The organism is Cobetia sp. PS-4MA, from assembly GCF_057670765.1.
Map to the genome: position 1 here is coordinate 1,430,356 of NZ_CM173107.1, position 14,842 is coordinate 1,445,197.

Below are 14,842 nucleotides of genomic sequence, written 5' to 3' on the forward strand. Positions count from 1 at the left end.
GGTTGCTCTCTGTGAGAACGCATCCATGCCGGGAGGGCACGCTGCTCGCCATCACGTTCCATGTGTTGGCTGTGAAGTGCAGCGTCATGGGAAGTCTTCATCAACGATCTGATGCAGGTGAGTATCTAGTGCCTGACTCCATGAGACAAACTGGATTTTTTAATGTTCAAGTTGAGTGCGATTCATGATGAGAGTGGGCGTCATGTCTGGCGCGGTGAAAGTCGGCGAATCGAGCGGGGAGAGGCGGGCTCAGCAAACGCGCAACGTGAGCGGCAGAGACGTTGACGCGAGGAGTAGGTCAGAGGGGGAAGAGGGGAAAGAATGGAGAAACACACACGCTGGCCCGAACTTCCGCTCGGGCCAGCGTGTGTGGCAAGCACCTGACGCTTCAGAGCACAACATCCTCATGCACTCTTCATGCTCTTCACACTCGGCCATGAAGATGCAGCTGGTTCATGAGGCGAGCGGCTGATGATTGGGTGCCACCAGGCCGTGGCGGCGCATGCGGCGATAGATGGTGGGCCGCGAGACGCCGAGTTGGCGGGCGACCTGGCTGACGTTCCAGTTCGTGTGCCGTAACAGCTCGAGCAGTTCGCTGGCGTCCGCATCAGTCCCTGCATCAGGCCCAGCAGACGTGGGGGCTGGAGAGGGCGGGGGCGAGGTAGCACTGGAGGCAAAGGGGGAGGCAGCGGCAAGCGGACTGGTTGTCCCGTGGGCGCTGCCGGTGTTGGCCTGGCAGACCTCCGGCAGGTCATGCAGGGTGATTTCATCACCTTCCGCGGTGGCCATCGCGAAGGCAATTGCATTGCGCAGTTGGCGTATGTTGCCCGGCCAGTGATGACTCAACAGCGCACTGATGGCGTCAGCGCGCAGGTGGAGTGACTGATCGCGTTCGGCTTGCAGCTCCGCATGCAGCTTGCGAATGAGGTAGTGGTGATCGGCACGCTCACGCAGTGCAGGTAGCAGAAGTTCGGCGCCATTGAGTCGGTAGTAGAGGTCTTCGCGGAATTGTCCGCTGGCGATCAGCTCCGTGACATCACGATGCGTGGCAGTGATGACGCGAATATCTACCTTGATGGGCGTCTCGGCCCCCAGTGGCGACACCTCCCGCTCGGCAAGTACGCGCAACAGGCGCGACTGGAGCGGCAGCGGCATGTCGCCGATCTCATCCAGAAATAACGTGCCGCCGTCGGCTTGTTGGATCAGGCCGCGCATGCCCTTGGGCCTTCCTCCCGTGAAGGCGCCCGGCAGATAGCCGAAGAGCTCACTTTCAATCAGCGATTCCGGAATGGCGGCGCAGTTCACCGCTACGAAGGGTGCCTTGGCGCGTGGCCCGCTGTCATGCAGCGCCCGCGCCAACACTTCCTTGCCGGTCCCTGTCTCGCCACGAATCAGAATGCTTACGTTCTCATGGCGCATGCGGCGCGCCAGCTTGAGCAGCCGGTGCATGGAAGGGTCATCTCCCGCGAGCTGGTCCAGCTCGGGCACCGGGTCATCCTGCTGGCTGACGGTGGGGATAGCCTTCACCGGATAGCCGCGCGGCTCGATCAGCGTCACGAAGACGGTGGCGTCGTCCGCCCGCAGACGGAAGGCGCGAATCTGATCCCGGCTTGCATGCGGAATGCTCAACAGCTCATTGAGCTCCCCATCGAATAGCTGCGTGACGGCGGGCAGGGTGGAGACCGTCCACGGAGGCCAGCGCTCCAGATGTGCATCGATCAGGCGTCGGCCTTCGTGGTTGGCGGCGACCACCTTGCCATCTTCCTGAATGGCAAACAGGCCACGACCATTCAGGTGCACGAATTCCCGCGCCGTGTCGAAGCGCAGGATTAGGCAATCCCGATAGCGATGCAGGAAGTAGGCATCCTCGATCATGCGGGCATGCAGGGTGACGAGGGAGAGCGCAAAGGTCTGGCTCTCCTGCGGGCGGGGCGACTTCAGCGCCGAGATGTCGAGGGCGGCGATTACACGGCCCTGGGGATCGGTGATGGGGGCCGCCGTACAGGTCAGGTCGATGTGGGTAGCATCGAAGTGCTCTCGCTGGTGGCAGGTGACGGCTGCGCCATCGTGCAGACAGGTGCCCGCCGCCGAGGTGCCGGCATAGCGCTCGTTCCAATCCGATCCGAGATAGAGACCCGCGCGCCGCAGCTCACTTAACTGATCACGTTGACCCCGAAAATCTACCGCGATGCCACGTTGATCGGTGAGGATCAGCGCATAGCCATGTTCTGCGATCTGGCTATAGAGCCGCTCGACACCGGCACGCGCCACGTGCAGTAGCTCATCCGCCGATTCCTGATGATCACGCAGCGCCTGCTGGGTAAGAACGCGGACCGGGCGAGGGCGGCTGGGGTCGAGCTGATATTCCTCCAGACAGCGCTGCCAGGAGCGACGGATGACGTCGCGCTGAGTCTCGGGGAAGGCGTCGCGGCCTTCGCCGAGTTGCATCAGGGTCTGGATATGCTGCCGCTTGTCGGACGGCATCGTGTCGAGTTGACGGATCATGGCTGCCTCGGCGCTGGCCGTCTCGAGACGGCTCTTTTGATTGTGGCTATGGCGCTTGTGAAAGTGGCGATGGCTCTTTTGATATTGGCGATGGCAATCGCGCTTGTCACGACAGCGTCTATAGCAAAAGCGGCGTGTGCTCCTTCAAGCGTATGCGGTGTGGCGGGAGCGTCAATCACCCTGTCCTGCATCCTTGGTCGGGGCGTTACAGGTGTAACGCCTCGTGTCAGGCGTACGGCGTACAGTTGTCACGAGGAAGGTGGAATGCCCAGCGAGGCGAGGAGGGAGGTGATTCGGTAGTGGCGTATTTTTGTCATTCACGACAGGTGCTTACGAGCTTTGTCAGTCGTGCATGACGAAGCTGGCATGCTTGATGCCTTGGATGGAAGGCGTGACTACAACATCCAACAACACGCGGAGAGACGCCATGACCGCACGCACGCCAACTCAGATCGCTCAGCAATGGCTCGATGATTTCGAGTCCTCCCTGACTCAGCGCGATATCGCCCGGGTTCTCTCGTTGTTTGGCGAGGAATGCTACTGGCGCGATTTGATCGCCTTCACCTGGAATATCAAGACCTCAGAGGGCAAGGACGAGATCCAGTCGATGCTCGCGGCGACCCTCGAGCATGTCGCTCCCTCTCGCTGGCAACTGGATGGTGAGGCCAGTGAGGCCGGCGGCATCGTCGAAGCCTGGTTCACCTTCGAGACCGCCGATGCACGCGGCAAGGGCTTGTTGCGCCTGAAGGAAGGGCGCTGCTGGACACTGTTGACCGCCATGCGCGAACTCAAGGAATTCCCCGAGCCGCTGGGTATGCAACGGCCCAAGGGCGCCGAGCATGGTGCCAACAAGCAACGTGAGACCTGGCTTGAGTCGCGTCAGCGCGAAGAGGCTGAGCTGGGCTACGAGCGCCAGCCGTATTGCGTGATCATCGGTGGCGGTCAGGGCGGCATCGGGCTGGCCGCAAGGCTCAGACAGATGGATGTGCCGACCATCGTGATCGACAAGAATCCGCGTGCGGGCGATGCCTGGCGCAATCGCTACAAGTCCCTGTGTCTGCATGATCCGGTGTGGTACGACCACATGCCCTACATCCCCTTCCCGGCAAACTGGCCGGTGTTCGCGCCCAAGGACAAGGTCGCGGACTGGCTGGAGATGTACACCAAGATCATGGAGCTCAATTACTGGAACTCCACGACCTGTGAGAGTGCGCACTTCGAGGAGGCAAGCGGTGAGTGGGTGATCGAGGTGGTGCGCGACGGCAAGCCCGTGACCTTGCGGCCCAAGCAGTTGGTGCTGGCCACGGGCATGTCAGGCATGCCCAACATGCCGCATTTTCCGGGGGCCGAGACCTTTGAAGGTGAGCAGCAGCACTCCAGCCAGCACCCGGGGCCGGATGCCTATCGTGGCAAGAAGGTCGTCGTGGTGGGTGCCAACAATTCCGCTCACGATATCTGCGCCGCGCTGTGGGAGCACGATGCAGACGTGACCATGCTGCAGCGCTCCTCCACGCATGTGGTGAAGTCCAACTCTTTGATGGAAGAGGCGCTGGGGCCGCTCTATTCCGAGCAGGCGGTGCAAAACGGCATCGACCACCATAAGGCGGACCTGATCTTTGCCTCGATTCCCTACGGAATCTGTCAACATAGTTGGCACATGAAGTGGTTCTGGCTTTTTAAAACCCTATTGCCTGCGGTATCGGATCCCGCTCCGGATTCAAATGCACTATCTCCGGCAGGTCGAGTTTTCGGATGTCACCTGACCATCGCTCCGGGTGACGCTGCTTCGCGGCCTCGAAGACCTCTCGGCGCTGCGTCAGAATGCCTTTGGCCTCGCCGTCATGACGCTGGCTCGGCGTGACGTAGCGAAGGGCGCTGTGCCGGTGCTCATGGTTGTACCACTCGGTAAATTGCTGAACCCAGTCCTGAGCCTCGGCCAGGGTGGCGAACCCGTCGACGGGGAAGCCCGGCCGGTACTTCAGCGTCTTGAAGGCCGACTCGGCGAAGGCATTGTCGTTGCTGACTCGCGGTCGGCTGTACGAGGGAGTGATGCCCAGGTCATAGAGCTTTTCCAGGAAGGTCGCTGCCTTCATCGGGCTGCCGTTATCTGAATGCAGAATCAAGGGTTTATGACGATCTGTCAGGCGCTCTCGCCAGCAGGTTTTCTGAATCAACTCAGCGGCCAGCTCGCCAGTCTCTGTTTCATAAATCTCGTGCCCGACGATCTTGCGGCTGAAGACGTCCATTATCAGGTACAGATACCACCAAGTGCCGCGCGCGGGACCGGGCAGCCACGAAATGTCCCAGCACCAAAGCTGGTTCGGCGCCGTCGCCTGGTGAGTGGTCGGTGGGCGCTTACGCTGAGGGGCCTGCTGTCGGCCCCGGTGATGTTGCTGATCATATTCATGAAGCACTCGGTATATCGTCGACTCAGAGGCCAGATAGCGGCCCTTGTCAGCCTGATCGGCCACGATGAAGGCCGGAGGGCGGCTTCGGTACTCTGGAGCGTTGCACAACGCCACGATCGCTTTTCGCTCCTCGGGAGATAGCTTGTTGGCCGGTTCCGGGCGATCGGCGTCGGGGCGGCGGTCCGCCGTCACTTCGCCTTCTGCGACCCAGCGGTAGTAGGTCCGCACGTTGATGCCCATCACCTGACAGGCCTTGGCCAGCCGAGCCCCGTCACGCTGGGCGTCTTGCACCAGGGTCACGATGCGCTGGCGATCCGGGAGGCTGGTCAGTCGTCCTCGTCGTGGGTCGTGCCCCAGATCGCCTCGGCTTTTTTTGACAGGGTCAACAGGGCCGCCGTCTCGGCGAGGGCCTTGTCCTTGCGGTGCAGCTCGCGCTCCAACTTACGGAGCCGCTTTTGCTCCGCCTTGCGAGCCTGGCGTTGTTGCTTGGCCTGCGCTGCCACGTCGTCGTTGGCGTTCATGCAGGCATCCCGCCAGGCTTCCACCTGCTCGGGGTAGAGCCCACGCTCGCGGCAATAGGCGCTGAGTTCGGCCTCGTTCATCGGGGCCGTCTCCAGGACGATCTGGAACTTCTCCTGGCTGGTCCACTGGTCGGGCTGGGTGGAACGTGATGGCAAAACTTGTCCTCGCTCTCTGGCCTGTTTCCGCCAATTGTAGAGGGTTGTTGCAGTGATGCCTTCCTGTTTGGCCAATTCCGGGATGGCCATGCTCATAGGCGGCGCCATCTTCTTGAGGATGGCTTCCTTACGCTCTGTGGAATAACGCACGTTGATCACCTCTCAATCCGTTTAGGTGACAACTACGCTGGCAGATAGGGCCTACCGGATACTGCCCGACTTCCAGCGGCCGATCTTCGAGGCGATCCGCAAGCGTGATGCCGACTACTACCGTCGACTGGAGGCAGCAGGCTTCCTGCTCGATTTCGGTGATGACGATTCGGGTCTGTTCCTGAAATACCTGCGGCGCGGCTCCGGCTACTACATCGATGTGGGTGCCTGTGATCTGGTCGCCAATGGCGATATCAAACTGCGCAGTGGCGTCGGCATCGAGTGCATCAATCCGCGCTCGGTCACCCTGACAGACGGCACGGAATTGCCCGCCGATCTGATCGTCTATGCCACCGGCTACGGCTCGATGAATGGCTGGGCGGCTCGAATCATCTCTCAGGAGGTCGCCGACAAGGTCGGCAAATGCTGGGGCATGGGCTCCGATACGCTCAAGGACCCCGGGCCCTGGGAGGGGGAGCTGCGCAACATGTGGAAGCCGACCCAACAGCAGGCGTTATGGTTCCACGGCGGCAACCTGCACCAGTCCCGCCACTATTCCCAGTATCTGGCGCTGCAGCTCAAGGCGCGACTCGAGGGTATCCCAACGCCGGTCTACGGCCTTCAGGAAGTCCACCACCTGAGCTGAGGCCAGTGGCGCTGGACCGTGTGCCAGCGCCATGGCAGCGGCGCAGCATTTGCAGATTTCAGTGAGAGATTCAGGAGACGACTCATGCAACTGAACGACAAGATTGCACTGGTGACAGGGGGTGGGCGCGGTATTGGCCAAGGGATCGCGCTGGCATTGGCCAAGGCGGGCGCGGATGTCGTGGTGGCGGATCTGATCTCGCCATCGCCCGCGAGACGGCGGCAAAAGTGGAGGCACTGGGTAGACGGTGTCTGGCGCTACAAGTCGATGTCTCGGATACGGTATCCGTGCGGCGCTTGATCGAGGAGGCCGAAGCCGGACTTGGCCCACTTGATATCGCCGTCAACAATGCTGGCATCATCGGCATCCATTCCATCGATGCGCTGACAGTGGAGGAGTGGGACCGCGTCATGAACGTCAATGCGCGAGGCACCTTCCTATGCACTCAGGCCGAGGTCGCCGTGATGCGCTCACGCCGCGTCGGGCGGATCATCAACGTGGCCTCGATGGCCGGAAAGGTCGGCTTTCCTGATCTGTCGCACTACTGTGCCTCGAAGTTCGCGGTCATCGGCTTTACCAATGCCGTCGCCAAGGAGGTCGCAGCGGAAGGCATCACCGTCAATGCGCTCTGTCCGGGCATTGTCGGCACTGGCATGTGGCGTGGCGAGAGCGGACTCTCGGCACGTTGGAGTCAGGAAGGCGAAAGCGAGCCCGCTGCATGGGAGCGCCTGCAGAAGAGCCTGCTGCCCCAGGGAGTCGCCCAGACACCTGAGGACATGGGACAGCTGGTGGTCTACCTCGCCCAGGCCGAACACGTGACAGGGCAGGCCATCGCCGTCGATGGTGGCTTCACGCTATGAGCTAGCGCTGATCATGCTTCAATACAGGATGACAGCACGAGACAGGCCACCTTACGCTAATGGAAGGTGGCCTGTTTGTCGTGACGGCTCCTGACTCCTGTCACTTGAAGGCTTTATGACCCTCGTTCGTGGGGTGGTCTACTCGGTAACCGCGTAGGATCATGCGGTTATCTGTCAGCGTGTTAGCGCTCCTGCAGTACGTCATGGCTGAAGCACTTGGGGCGAGTCGAGCATGCGCGTACCAGAGGGTCGAGTGATTAAGCGTCAAGGGATCAGGCGATGTTCTCTCATAGCCTCAAGGTGCTGAATAAGACTCTGGGGGGAGCGGCGACACATTTCTGCAAAGCCGGCTTGGCGAGCCTTCGTCAAATCAAAGACAGCGTCCTTTTCGACATGGAAGATGAAATCTCCGAAGCCACCTTGCGCAATCTTGTCGATATCTGTCTCGGCAAGTCCTTGGCGCTCTGCAAGTGTCTTCCAGGTGCCTGACACGGCAGCGAGACGTGTTTCCAACGAAATAGGTTGAGGCTCGCCAGTCTCGAGCCCAAACCAGTTGGCGATCTCTGGCCAGACGTGGCGCCACCGAATCTGATCACCATTGGTGACGTTATAGGGCCCTTGCTGGTTCTCTGCGATAGCCCATAAGGCGGCTTTGCCCACCAGATCGGCATCGCAGATGTTCAGCAAGATATTGTAGGCACGCGCTGTGCCGGGGAATTGCATGGCAACACCGAGCTCCCGGCAAAGCGTGCCATAGAGACCGATAAGGTTGCCGAGGTTCATGGCTGAACCCAGGGAATGGCCTATCACGATGTCGGGACGCAATGCGGTCCAACGAATCCCCTTACGTTCGAGTTCGCGAGCCAGATCTTCATGCTCGAAATACAGATTGGGGGGGAAATGCCGGCTGTCCTCTTCTCGAGCCGGTGTTTTGTAGACTCCGAGGTGAGCACCGTAGACTTTTCCGCCCTGTACGAAGACCAGATGCTCGATTGACGCTTGGGATTCTTCAAGCACCTGGAAGAGGTGCCGCATCATGTCGCCATTCTGTTGTGCTTCAGTGGCAGGGTCCGGATCCGGTTTCAATGCGGCGTAAAATACGTGCGTCACACTGCTCAGTACATCACTTGCATCTCGTAAAGAGGCTACATCCAGGAGATCGGCGCTGACGTGGTGTCCGCTTCCCGGGCCCTCTGAGGAGCGAGAGAGTGTCGTGACTCGCCATCCTGCCTCTTCAAAGGCCATTGTTGCTGCACGGCCGATGACGCCACTGGCGCCAGCGACTAATAGGTGATGTTGGCTCATGAGACTCTCCTGTCCTGTGGCGCATAATCATGGGAGGGGGGGCGCCCATGTCGTCGGCCTGACAGTGGCATTGTTTGTTTTGCTAATAAATGCTCGACTGATGAATTCATCCTTCATTAAGTGGTGAATAATGGATCGCTTGGCGTTAATGAAACTTTTTGTGGATATCTGTGAGCGTGGGTCAATGGCGGCGGTCGCCCGTCAGCGAGGCCAGTCCCCGTCATTGGTCACCCAGGCCTTACAGAAGCTTGAGCAGCAGGTTGGGGCCAAGCTTATCGTCAGAACAACGCGTGCCATGCATTTGACGGCGGAAGGCGAACAATTTCGAGACGACAGCGAAAGGATCCTGACCGAGTATGACAAGGCTCTTGAGCGGATCTCGGGCACAGGGTCGCTGAGTGGCTCCATCAGGCTGACGGCGACCAATGATTTTGGCCGCACGCACCTGCCACGGCTGATCGATCAGTTCCTGACACAGCACCCGGAAGTAAAATTTGAACTCGTGCTATCCGATGGAGTGTTGGACCTGGTCGATGAACGATTTGATCTGGCCATTCGTCATGGACCGATGGCGGACTCAAGCTTGACGTCACGACGTCTCGTCAGTACCCATCGTGTCGTGTGTGCGGCACCTGCTTATTGGCAGGACGCAGGGCGCCCCCAACACCCATCAGAGCTATCATCCCACCAGTGCATGGTGCTCGCTCGCCCAGGAGCGCCCCAGAACCATTGGGAGTTCCAAGAGGCAGGGCAGGTATTTTCCGTGACGGTGGCGGGCAATCGAATGGCCAGCGATGGTGGCGCGTTGCGTGAGTGGGCGATTGCAGGGGCTGGAGTGATATTTAAATCGATGGTGGATGTGGCAGAGGATATTGAGGCCGGACGACTGGAAGTTGTGCTGAATGACTATCGAATCCCTGAATTGAATTTGTACGCTGTGTTTCCGGAAGGCAGGTATGCAAGTCGACGGATCAGTACCTTCATTGAATTTCTTCACGACAAGCTAGGCAGTGAGAGAGGTGCCTCACACTGCCAGAGTCATGCATCCAGCTCTCGCGCTTGAGGGCTGCCGGGGAGTGGCGAGGGCAAAGAATGACCCACATGATGTCCACGGCAGTCTGGGCCTCGGATGACCTATCCGGTATAGACCTTTACCAGAAACAATTCACCGTCTGATAAAGGCGTGATGCTGAGGTGAGTCCCTTCATGCTCCCTGCAGTCCGAACATGCGAGATGACAGGAATGTCTTGCGGCGTGGATGCCGCAAACAATTGGAGCGGGACAAGTGATTCAGGCGCGATGAAGCAGTGCACGGCATTTCTTCCCGTCCCGACACCTTTGAAGTGGTCCCCGGAATTCGGACCAGGCGCTAAGCTCTGATCAGACCGACCAGGAGAGCTTGATCATGAGCAGGAAACGTCGACAGTACAGCAGTGAGTTCAAAGCCAAGGTAGCCCTCGCCGCCCTCAAGGGAGAGCAGACCACGTCGGAGATCGCGGCCCGCTTCGAGATCCACCCCACCATGGTGAGTCAGTGGAAACGCGAACTGCTGGACAACGCCACCGGCGTCTTCGAGAGCAAGAGTTCCGGTAAAACCGCTCAGAAGACCCAGGAGGAGATCGATACGCTCTACCGCGAGATCGGCAAGCTGACGGTGGAACGGGATTTTTTGTCACGCGGGCTCGGTCGTTGAGCCGGGCCCAGCGCGTGGCACTGGTCGAGCCGCAGGCGCCCGACATCAGCCTCCGGCGTCAGTGCCAGCTACTCGGTATCAGTCGCTCCTCAATGTACTATCAGCGCAAGGCGCTAGGGGCCTATGACCTGGAGTTAATGCGTCTGATCGACGCGGAGCATCTGCGCACACCGGTCTATGGCTCACGACGGATGTCAGCCCATCTCAATCGCCAGGGATACGCGGTGAACCGCAAGCGCGTTCAGCGATTGATGCGCGAGATGGGCCTACAGGCTATTTATCCAAAGCCATGCACCAGCCGGCCGGGCATGGGGCATCGGATCTATCCTTACTTGCTGCGGGGGCGGGTCATCGACCGCCCCAATCAAGTGTGGGCGACCGATATCACATACATTCCCTTGGCGCGCGGGTTCATGTACCTGGTGGCCATCATGGACTGGCACAGCCGTCGCGTGCTGGCCTGGCGGGTCTCCAACACCCTGGATACGGACTTCTGTATCGATGCTTTGGAGGAAGCCTTGGCGCGCTATGGAAAGCCCGAGATATTCAATACAGATCAAGGCTGTCAGTTTACCAGCCAGGCGTTCACCGAAGTGCTGGAAGCCCATGATGTCCGGATAAGCATGGATGGCAAGGGATGCTATCAGGACAACATTTTCGTGGAACGACTCTGGCGCAGCGTGAAGTACGAGTGCGTTTACCTGAAGGCTTTCGAGAGTGGCGCCCACTTGCGAAGGGATCTGAAGTGTTACTTCGCTTGGTACAACACGGAGCGGCCCCACCAAGGGCTGGACGATGCTACACCTGATGAAGTGTACTTCTCTCAACCACTGACCCAGGCGGCCTGACGCCGATGATGACCTGATCCGAGCTTAGACGACCCGTCAGGTGGTCCAAAGGATGGGGTCCACTTCACCTTGTCACTGGGGCCTATGGCTCTTCAATAGAGGTGAACGGCCTCTAGGCGGGCACGCGACACACCTTGCTCATCGGTCAGCGTCAATGTCTTGCCTTCTATCTGCCAGCCCGATACGTCATTGAGTGTCGCGAGGAAATCGCGTTCGAGCGTTGCTACTTCACCGGGGCATGCCATCCTCGTGGTGGCCAGACGGCTGAAGTCGAGTTCTTGCTCGTCATGGTGATATTCCCCCATCAGGCGATTGCAGCCGGTGGAGCCGGCTACTCGCGAGTCTTGTGTATGTAAAACGATATGGGCTTCACGCTTGCCCTCCACCACAGGTGTTGGCTGGTTATCGAGTGTCACCAGCTTCCAATAGGTGTTCTCCAGTGGCTCGTCGACACCTTGATAATCCCCAGCGTATTGAGCGCCTGCGCAGCCGCCCAGGGTGAGTGCTGCGCTCATCACAGCAGCCCATGTCATCACTTGCGCTTGTTTCATGCGGATGTCTCCCTCACTAATAGGTTGTCTACGGCGATTTCGGGGCTGTGCTTTCCGGTGGACGTGCTCCGGGAGCGCTGGTGGCTCTCGCAGACAGCGACCTTTCCAGCGTGGTCGTCTGATGCGTTGTAGGCTGAGTCAGGAAGACGCGTTACGCATTCTGAAACAATCGCCAAGGAGTTGTCATGCCAGCCACCCGCACGCCCTCGTCCGCCAGGGAGCGGATACATCTGTGGTGGGATTTGTTCATCATCGTGCTCGTGATCGCCAATCTGGCATTGCTGCTGTTCGATAGCCTCTTCCTGATCCCCCCGCTGAACACGGCCTTCGAGGCCGTAACACCCGGGTTGCATGCGGCCTATGAGCAGAACATCCACGCCAACTTCTTCTCCATCGACCTGGCGTTCGTCGCCGTCTTCCTGCTCGATGTGCTAGCGGGATGGGCAGTGGCCATCGCGGAGCGGCGCTACCACCGCTGGTTCTTCTATCCCTTCGTGCACTGGTATGACGTGCTGGGGTGTATCCCGCTGAGCGGCTTCCGTCTGTTGCGTGTGTTGCGTGTGATCTCGCTGCTGTTCCGTCTGCAACGCCTCGGTATGATCGATGTTCGCCGCTGGTACCTCTACGGAGTGGCGGCCAAGTATCTCGACATCCTGCTGGAGGAGCTGACGGACCGTATCTCCCTGCGCATGCTCGATAACGTGCAGCAGCAGTTGCGCGATAGCGATGACCTCTCATCGTCGGTGATCGAGCGTGTGGTGGAGCCTCGCAAGCACGCCTTGATACAAGAGATCAGCCTACGACTCGAGACCATGGCAGGGGATATCTACACCCAGAACCGCGACGATACCCTGCGCTATGTGCAGGGGCTGGTCAGTCGCACCCTGGCGGAGAGCCCGGAGCTCCAGCGTGTCTCGCGCCTGCCCATGGGCACCCAGCTGACGAAAGGGCTGGAAAGCTCGCTGTCGGATCTGGCCTGTCACCTTGTCGATGAAGCCTTGGCGGGCCTGCGCTCCAAGGAGTTCTCGGCGCTGGTGGGGCATCTGGCAGAGAGTGGTTTCGATGCTTGGGCACGCACTGACCCAAGGACGGAGAAGATCACCGAACAAGTGCTGATCGACATGCTGGAACTGCTCAAGGAGCGCATCGCCGTGAAGAGTTGGCAGAAGAAATACGAGTGAAGGAAGGGGGGGGCATGGCCATGTCGCGACTGGCCAGCGTGCAGGGCAACTCTCTGCACGGGGCAGCCCCTTGAAAGCCGGCCACGACCTCCCGACATCAGTATCTCGGAAATGGATCTGTAACACCCAAAAGGACGTCTCGATGTCATATGCACCGCAACCCTTGAGCGACACTCACGGCCTCGAGCAGGCGAAGACGTGGCTACGTACCTACCAGCGAGTGCGAGCTGCTACCGAGGCGATCTGTGCACCGCTGCACAAGGAAGACTACATGGTGCAGAGCATGGCGGATGTCAGCCCGCCCAAGTGGCACATCGCCCATGTCAGCTGGTTCTTCGAGGCCTTCATCCTGAAGCCGTTTCAGCCCGGCTATCAGACGCTCGATCCCGCTTACGATCATCTCTTCAACTCCTACTACGAAACCCATGGTGTGCCGTTCCCGCGCGCCGAGCGTGGCACAATCTCGCGCCCGACCGTCGACGATGTCTATCGTTATCGCGCGCACGTCGATCGGGCCATGCAAGCGCTGCTGGAGAATCCACCCCAGGAACATCTGCCGGAGATTCTGCGCCGTCTGGAGCTGGGTCTGCCGCATGAGCAGCAGCATCAGGAGCTGCTGTTGATGGACATCAAGCACATCCTGGCGCAGAACCCGCTGTGCCCGGCCTATCGGGTTGATCTGGCGCCAGGCTTGGCACCGACACCTGAGCAGGAGGTGCCGCCGCTGGGCTGGCTGGATTATCCTGCCGGGATTCGCGAGATCGGCCATGATGTAGCCCAAGGCGGCTTCGCCTACGACAACGAGATGGGCCGTCACCGTCAGTTCGTTGAAGCGTTCCAGATGGCCGATCGTCCGGTGACCAACGGCGAGTTTCTTGCGTTCATGCAGGCAGGCGGCTATGCCAACCCCGAGCACTGGCTGGCGGATGGCTGGGCGACGGTCAAGGCGGAAGGTTGGCGGGCGCCGCTTTATTGGGTCGAACGCGATGGCGTCTGGCATCACTACACCCTGGGCGGCCTGGTGCCGGTGGATCTGAGCGCGCCGGTCTGCCACGTCAGCTTCTTCGAGGCCGATGCCTATGCGCAGTGGGCGGGTGCGCGCCTGCCCACCGAGGCCGAGTGGGAAACGGTGGCTCAGGATGTCCCTCTCTCGGGTAACTTCGTCGATCAGGATCATCTGCAGCCAATTGCAGCCGCGAAAGCCGAAGGCACACCGAGTCAGATGTTCGGCGATGTCTGGGAGTGGACGGGGAGCGCCTATCGTCCGTATCCGGGCTTTCGCAAGCTGCCGGGCAGCCTGGGCGAATACAACGGCAAGTTCATGTCCGGCCAGATGGTGCTTCGCGGAGGCTGCTGTGCCACGCCGGCAGACCACATCCGCGTGACCTATCGCAACTTCTTTCCGCCCGAGGCGCGCTGGGCGTTCTCCGGCTTCCGTCTCGCCAAGGACGGTGGGGCATGATGGGCTTACGCCCTTCAGAACTCGCCTCCAAGCACCTTCATCTGCCGCTTCTATTTTCCAACCCGAAAAGGAGTGTTCATGGCCGATCACCCCGAACCGCGTATCACGCTGCACCCGCTATCCTCGCGGGTGCGAATCCTGGTCGGTGAGACAGTGATCGCCGACACTGGCGACGCGCTGGAATTGCGCGAGAAGGGCTATCCGCCGCGGCGCTACCTGCCGCGCGGCGATGTGGCGATGGCGAAGCTCTCGGTCTCTCACACCGTCACCCATTGCCCCTTCAAGGGCGACAGTACCTATTACTCGCTGCCGGATCTTTCCGACATCGCCTGGAGCTACGATCACCCCATCGAGGAGATGCAGGCGATCGCCGGGCGGCTGGCGTTTGATGGCGACAAGGTCACGTTGGAGGTGGAGTGATACCACTCAGAGCTGAAGGCTGACAGCCTTGGCTTGACCCGCTGATCCAAATCACCGCATGTTGGACATGAGCTATAGCTTGATAACTCCAACTCGGACGGAGATGACAAGATGCGAAGAATGATAAGAGCGCTGT

At 60.0% G+C, this 14,842-nt stretch carries 11 protein-coding genes and 2 pseudogenes; 9 read left to right on the plus strand and 4 right to left on the minus strand.

The features are described 5' to 3' along the window. Nucleotides 1-453: 453 nt before the first annotated feature. The gene (locus AC26AR_RS06140) at nt 454-2,505 is read right to left on the minus strand and encodes a sigma-54-dependent Fis family transcriptional regulator (protein ID WP_488107744.1); all 2,052 of its coding nucleotides are present in this window, start codon (nt 2,503-2,505) and stop codon (nt 454-456) included. Between the two features lie 427 nt (nt 2,506-2,932). Between AC26AR_RS06140 and AC26AR_RS06145 the strand changes: the two are divergent. Further along, a pseudogene (locus AC26AR_RS06145) lies at nt 2,933-4,144 on the plus strand (NAD(P)-binding domain-containing protein); the annotation flags it as partial. A gap of 37 nt (nt 4,145-4,181) precedes the next feature. Here AC26AR_RS06145 and AC26AR_RS06150 read toward each other — a convergent pair. Next, a protein-coding gene (locus AC26AR_RS06150; protein ID WP_245163163.1) for an IS3 family transposase occupies nt 4,182-5,698 on the minus strand; the annotation gives its coding sequence in 2 pieces (ribosomal slippage) (nt 4,182-5,261 and nt 5,264-5,698; 1,515 coding nt in all). 94 nt (nt 5,699-5,792) lie between these two features. Between AC26AR_RS06150 and AC26AR_RS06155 the strand changes: the two are divergent. The 3 genes and pseudogenes from AC26AR_RS06155 to AC26AR_RS06165 all read left to right on the plus strand — a co-directional run. Then, a pseudogene (locus AC26AR_RS06155) lies at nt 5,793-6,386 on the plus strand (NAD(P)/FAD-dependent oxidoreductase); the annotation flags it as partial. A gap of 84 nt (nt 6,387-6,470) precedes the next feature. Further along, the gene (locus AC26AR_RS06160) at nt 6,471-6,686 is read left to right on the plus strand and encodes an SDR family NAD(P)-dependent oxidoreductase (RefSeq protein ID WP_488107745.1); all 216 of its coding nucleotides are present in this window, start codon (nt 6,471-6,473) and stop codon (nt 6,684-6,686) included. Then, on the plus strand, nt 6,614-7,246 hold the full coding sequence (locus AC26AR_RS06165; protein WP_488107746.1) for an SDR family NAD(P)-dependent oxidoreductase: 633 nt from the start codon (nt 6,614-6,616) through the stop codon (nt 7,244-7,246). Before AC26AR_RS06160 ends, AC26AR_RS06165 begins: the two co-directional genes overlap by 73 nt. Before the next feature lie 264 nt (nt 7,247-7,510). Here AC26AR_RS06165 and AC26AR_RS06170 read toward each other — a convergent pair whose 3' ends face one another. Next, a complete protein-coding gene (locus AC26AR_RS06170) occupies nt 7,511-8,551 on the minus strand; it encodes an SDR family oxidoreductase (RefSeq protein ID WP_488107747.1) in 1,041 nt (346 codons plus the stop codon). Between the two features lie 148 nt (nt 8,552-8,699). Between AC26AR_RS06170 and AC26AR_RS06175 the strand changes: the two genes are divergently transcribed. Beyond that, nucleotides 8,700-9,614, plus strand: a complete 915-nt coding sequence (locus tag AC26AR_RS06175; protein ID WP_488107748.1) for a LysR family transcriptional regulator — start codon at nt 8,700-8,702, stop codon at nt 9,612-9,614. A gap of 342 nt (nt 9,615-9,956) precedes the next feature. Then, nucleotides 9,957-11,092, plus strand: a protein-coding gene (locus tag AC26AR_RS06180) for an IS3 family transposase (RefSeq protein ID WP_488106879.1) whose coding sequence is annotated in 2 segments (ribosomal slippage) — nt 9,957-10,215 and nt 10,215-11,092 — 1,137 coding nt in all. Because the reading frame shifts where the segments join, the coding sequence is not laid out codon by codon here. A gap of 92 nt (nt 11,093-11,184) precedes the next feature. On the opposite strand, the gene AC26AR_RS06185 is transcribed toward AC26AR_RS06180, so the two are convergent. Beyond that, nucleotides 11,185-11,643, minus strand: a complete 459-nt coding sequence (locus AC26AR_RS06185; protein ID WP_488107749.1) for an META domain-containing protein — start codon at nt 11,641-11,643, stop codon at nt 11,185-11,187. A gap of 185 nt (nt 11,644-11,828) precedes the next feature. On the opposite strand from AC26AR_RS06185, the gene AC26AR_RS06190 reads away from it, so the two are divergent. The 3 genes from AC26AR_RS06190 to AC26AR_RS06200 all read left to right on the plus strand — a co-directional run bounded on the left by AC26AR_RS06190 (nt 11,829) and on the right by AC26AR_RS06200 (nt 14,706). Further along, on the plus strand, nt 11,829-12,824 hold the full coding sequence (locus tag AC26AR_RS06190; RefSeq protein ID WP_488107750.1) for an ion transporter: 996 nt from the start codon (nt 11,829-11,831) through the stop codon (nt 12,822-12,824). A 142-nt stretch (nt 12,825-12,966) separates the two neighbouring features. Beyond that, nucleotides 12,967-14,286, plus strand: a complete 1,320-nt coding sequence (egtB, locus tag AC26AR_RS06195; protein ID WP_488107751.1) for an ergothioneine biosynthesis protein EgtB — start codon at nt 12,967-12,969, stop codon at nt 14,284-14,286. A gap of 78 nt (nt 14,287-14,364) precedes the next feature. Next, on the plus strand, nt 14,365-14,706 hold the full coding sequence (locus AC26AR_RS06200; RefSeq protein WP_488107752.1) for a DUF427 domain-containing protein: 342 nt from the start codon (nt 14,365-14,367) through the stop codon (nt 14,704-14,706). The last annotated feature ends 136 nt before the right edge of the window (nt 14,707-14,842 follow it).

Excerpts from the sequence above, each read along its gene's own strand:
- AC26AR_RS06170 (WP_488107747.1), bottom strand. The coding sequence starts at position 8,551 with ATGAGCCAACATCACCTATTAGTCGCTGGCGCCAGTGGCGTCATCGGC.
- AC26AR_RS06140 (WP_488107744.1), bottom strand. The coding sequence starts at position 2,505 with ATGATCCGTCAACTCGACACGATGCCGTCCGACAAGCGGCAGCATATC.
- egtB (WP_488107751.1), top strand. The coding sequence starts at position 12,967 with ATGTCATATGCACCGCAACCCTTGAGCGACACTCACGGCCTCGAGCAG.
- AC26AR_RS06160 (WP_488107745.1), top strand. The coding sequence starts at position 6,471 with ATGCAACTGAACGACAAGATTGCACTGGTGACAGGGGGTGGGCGCGGT.
- AC26AR_RS06185 (WP_488107749.1), bottom strand. The coding sequence starts at position 11,643 with ATGAAACAAGCGCAAGTGATGACATGGGCTGCTGTGATGAGCGCAGCA.
- AC26AR_RS06175 (WP_488107748.1), top strand. The coding sequence starts at position 8,700 with ATGAAACTTTTTGTGGATATCTGTGAGCGTGGGTCAATGGCGGCGGTC.
- AC26AR_RS06190 (WP_488107750.1), top strand. The coding sequence starts at position 11,829 with ATGCCAGCCACCCGCACGCCCTCGTCCGCCAGGGAGCGGATACATCTG.
- AC26AR_RS06200 (WP_488107752.1), top strand. The coding sequence starts at position 14,365 with ATGGCCGATCACCCCGAACCGCGTATCACGCTGCACCCGCTATCCTCG.